The sequence below is a fragment of the Zemynaea arenosa genome (assembly GCF_004614185.1).
GTDB lineage: Bacteria > Pseudomonadota > Gammaproteobacteria > Burkholderiales > Burkholderiaceae_D > Telluria > Telluria arenosa.
In genome coordinates, this window is the sequence record NZ_SPVF01000129.1 from 1 (window position 1) to 3,895 (window position 3,895).

Consider the following 3,895-nt stretch of genomic DNA (forward strand, 5'->3'; position numbering starts at 1 on the left):
GTGCGTTGTCCAGTGAGAGGCGCTCGATTTCGCGGTCCTTGCGCTCGGCCTGGAAGCGGGCCTGCGCTTCGGCCAAGGCGCGATCGCGGTCGCGCGCCTGCAGCTCGTCCTTCAGGTTCGCAAGCCGGTGCAGGGTGTCGAGGGCCAGCCGCAGGTGGCCCTGCCGCTCATAGCCCGCCGCCAGCGCCTCGTAGGCGCCCAACTGCCAGTTGGTGCCGCCGTGGCGGCCCAGGGAGGCCACCGCCGCTTCCAGGGTCGCGATCGCTTGTCCGGGACGCGTGTGCAATTGCGCATTGCCGAGCGCGACCATCGCCACCCCGTGCATCGTGGTTTTGTTCTGGCGGATGGCCTGATCCACGGCATCCTGCGCGGCGGCCTCAGCCTCTGGATAGCGCTGGGCCTTCAGATGGAATTCGGCCAGGTTGACGCTGTTGATGAGGCGGAGGTCAGCCAGCCCGGCATGGGTGGATGTGATCCGCATGACATCGCGCAGCGCCTGGCCTTCCCGAACGTGGTCGTCGCGCAGCCCATACAGGCGGGCCTGGTTGGCGCGGAGGTAGGCCATCACGTAGACGAAGCCGATTCTCTCGGCCAGCGCGTAGCCCTCCTCAGCCCACGCTTCGGCCCGCTCCAGGTCACGGCGGTTGGTGCTCACCAGGGTCAGCGTATTGAGCACCCGAGCCTGCTCGGCCAGGTTGCCGGAGGCTTCCGCCAGGCGCAGGGCGCGCAGGGCCATGGCGATGGCGCGGGTCTGGTCGCTTTGCTGGTCCGCGATCACGGCCTGCAGGAACCACGACATCTGCTGGATGTCCGGGTCGGCCGCGGTCGCCAGCGCGGCCACGCGTGGCAGCAGCGCGCTGGCGGCGGCCTTGTCCTGACGGCGCACCGCCCACTGGGCCTCGCGCAGTACGGCCCAGGCGGCGCATCCGGCGCAGTCCCGGGTGCGTAGGACGGCCAGGTCGCGCGCCACACCCGCCGCGTCGTCGGCGGCGATATGCAAGGCGGCCAGGGCACCATACACGGAAGCGGGGGCAGGCTGGGGTTCGGCGGCCACGGCCTGCTCCAGGGCAGCGGCGGCGTCCACGGGGCCCACAAATCCATGGGCACGCATCTGGCGGACCAGGTCCGAGGCGGATGGACCGGCGGCTGTGGCGAGGCCCAGCCAGCCTGGCAGGAGAGCCAGCGCCACCCATCCTAGGATGATTTTTTTTAACACGGCAGGTTCGGGACAGAAAGAGTGCGGTCTGAAGGGCACTCGGGGGACAGGCGCAGGATTCGGGCGCGCTGCCATCCTAACGCAATTACTGCCATGAGGAAACAAATATTGGGCCGGCGACCACCTCGCGCAGCCGCTCCGGGCCCATCACGGTCACCGCAGACAGCAGCTCCTGGCCCAGGGCCGCGTCGAGGTCGGGCCAGACGGTGCTGCGCGCGCGCCGCCCCCCGTGCTCCAGCACCACCGCGCGGTTGCGGCCCGCGTGCTTGGCGCGATACAGCGCGCTGTCGATCAGGTGCAGCAATTCCTCCCAGCTCTGGCCGGGATACATCGGATACAGGCTGGCGCCGAGCGACACGGTCACCGGCAGCGTTTCGCCTTCCGCCTGCATTGGCGTGTCGGCCACCGCGCCGAGAATGCGCGCACACAGCTGGCGCAGCAGCGCAGGCGTCGCATGGTCCAGCACCAGCAGGAATTCCTCGCCCCCCCAGCGGATCACCGCATCGCCTTCACGCACCAGGCCTTGCAAGCGCTGGGCGACCTGCTTGAGCACACTGTCGCCGGCGCCATGGCCATGCTGGTCGTTGACGCGCTTGAAGTGGTCGATGTCCAGCAGCACCACCGCCCAGCGGGCCTCCGGCTCCGCCGCGGCGCGCGCCTGCAGCCGTTCCAGCAGCCGCGCGCTGTAGCGGCGGTTGCCCGCACCGGTCAGCGCATCGTGCTCGCTGGCGTCGCGCAGGTGGCGGTTGGCCGCTTCCAGCAATCGATTGCGGGCACGCTGCGCAAAAATCGCGAACGCGAGGCCGGCGCCGCCCACGGCCAATGCCGCGGCCAGCGCGATCCACACGCGCTGCTCCCAGGAGCGGGCCGCGAGTTCGGCCTGGCGGCGCGCGTTGTCCAGCGACAGGCGCTCGATCTGGCGGTCCTTGCGCTCGGCCTGGAAGCGCGCCTGGGCCTCGGCCAGCGCGCGGCCGCGGTCACGCGCCTGCAGCTCGTCCTTGATCCGCGCGAGCTTGTGCAAGGTGTCCAGGGCGCGCTGCAGCTGGCCCAGTTTCTCGTAGCCCGCGGCCAGCGCCTCGTAGGCGTCCACCTGCCAGTTGGTCGGGCCGTCGCGGCCCAGGTGGGCCACCGCGCCTTCCAGCGTGGCGAGGCCCTGGGCAGGATGGGTGTGCAGCTGCGCGTTGCCCAGCGCGACCAGGGCCACGCCGTGGGCGGTGTCCTTCTTCTGGCGGGTGGCCTGGGCGATGGCATCGCGCGCCGCCGCCTCGGCCTCGGCATAGCGGTGCACCTTGAGGTAGTACTCGGCCAGGTTGACGCTGTTGATCATGCGGGCGTCATCCAACCCGGCGTGGCTTTCAGTGATGCGCATGACGTCGAGCAGGGCCTGGCGCTCCCTGGCCGCGTCGCCGCGCAGCGCGTAGATCCACGCCTGGTTGGTGCGGATGTAGGCCATCACATAGATGAAGCCGATCTTTTCGGCCAGCGCGTAGCCTTCCGCGGCCCAGGCCTCGGCGCGGTCCAGGTCGCGCCGGTTGGTGCTGGCCAGGGTCAGCATGTTCAGCGTGCGGGCCTGTTCGGCCGCATTGCCGGTCGCTTCGGCCAGGCGCAGCGCGCGCAGGGCCAGGTCGATGGCGCGTGCATGGTCGCTCTGCTGGTCGGCGATGGCGGCCTGCAGGTAGTACGACATCTGCTGCAGATCCGGGTCGCGGGCGGAGGCCAGCGCGGCCACGCGCGGCAGCAGCGCGACGGCGGCCGGTTTGTCCTGGCGGCGCACGGCCCACTGGGCTTCGCGCAGCAGGGCCCAGTCAGCGCAGCCGGTACAGCCCTGGGTACGAAGGAAGGCAAGGTCACGCGCCACGCCGGGAGCATCGTCGGCGGCGATGTGCAGGGCGGCGAGCGTCGCATGAAGCGGGCCGGGGTGGGCCTGCGGGGCGGCGCTGGCGGCGCGCTCCAGAGCCGCGGCGGCGGTGACGGGACTGACGTACCCGTGCTCGCGGGCGTTGAGGACAAGTTCATCCGCCGAGGGCCCGGCGGCGTGCGCGGCGCTCAGCCAGGCTGACAGGACAACGGTGGCCGCCCACCCAAGGGCAATCTTCTTTGACACGGCAGTTTCAGGCTAAACCAGTGCCGGCTGGAGGGCACTCGACAGGGGGACGCAGGGTTGGGGCGCACTGTCATGGTACCGCAATAACTTCCAACGGGAAACGAAATGAGCTTTTCGGCAAGGCCATTCCGCCACACCCGGCTAAGCGACGGTGGCCGGACGCGCCGGATCGGTGTGGAGAGCCTGCCGCAGCTGGTCCAGGGTATAAGGCTTGCGCAGCACGGCGAACCCGGCACCCAGGGTGGCATCTTCGTCCAGGCTGAAGCCAGTGGCCAGGATGACCGGCAGTTCCGGCCAGCGGGCCCGGACCGCCCGGGCCAGGCCAATCCCGTCCAGGGTGCCGGGCATGACGATGTCCGACAAGACCAGGCCAGGCGCCACCACCTGCTGCGCGAGCAGGGCCAGGGCCTCGTCCGCGCTGGCGGCGGTGACCACCACGAAGCCCAGCTGTTCGAGCAGGGCGCGGCTGGCTTCCAGCACCGTCTCGCTGTCGTCCACCAGCAGCACCGTGGCGCCGGGGAGGACCTGGGCGCGGCCGTGCCCACTGGCGCGGGCCGCGCCGCCCGCCGCGGGGA

3 protein-coding genes are annotated in these 3,895 nt (G+C 70.8%); all 3 read right to left on the reverse strand.

What is annotated here, in order from left to right; translation table 11 throughout:
* Window positions 1-1,216 (reverse strand): hypothetical protein (locus tag E4L96_RS10270; RefSeq protein WP_135207126.1); only part of this gene is annotated, 1,216 nt, incomplete at its 3' end.
* A gap of 85 nt (window positions 1,217-1,301) precedes the next feature.
* Window positions 1,302-3,320 (reverse strand): GGDEF domain-containing protein, encoded by a 2,019-nt coding sequence (locus E4L96_RS10275; RefSeq protein ID WP_135207127.1) that lies wholly within the window; start codon window positions 3,318-3,320, stop codon window positions 1,302-1,304.
* Between the two features lie 141 nt (window positions 3,321-3,461).
* A partial coding sequence (locus E4L96_RS10280; RefSeq protein ID WP_135207128.1) for a response regulator occupies window positions 3,462-3,895 on the reverse strand: 434 nt, incomplete at its 5' end.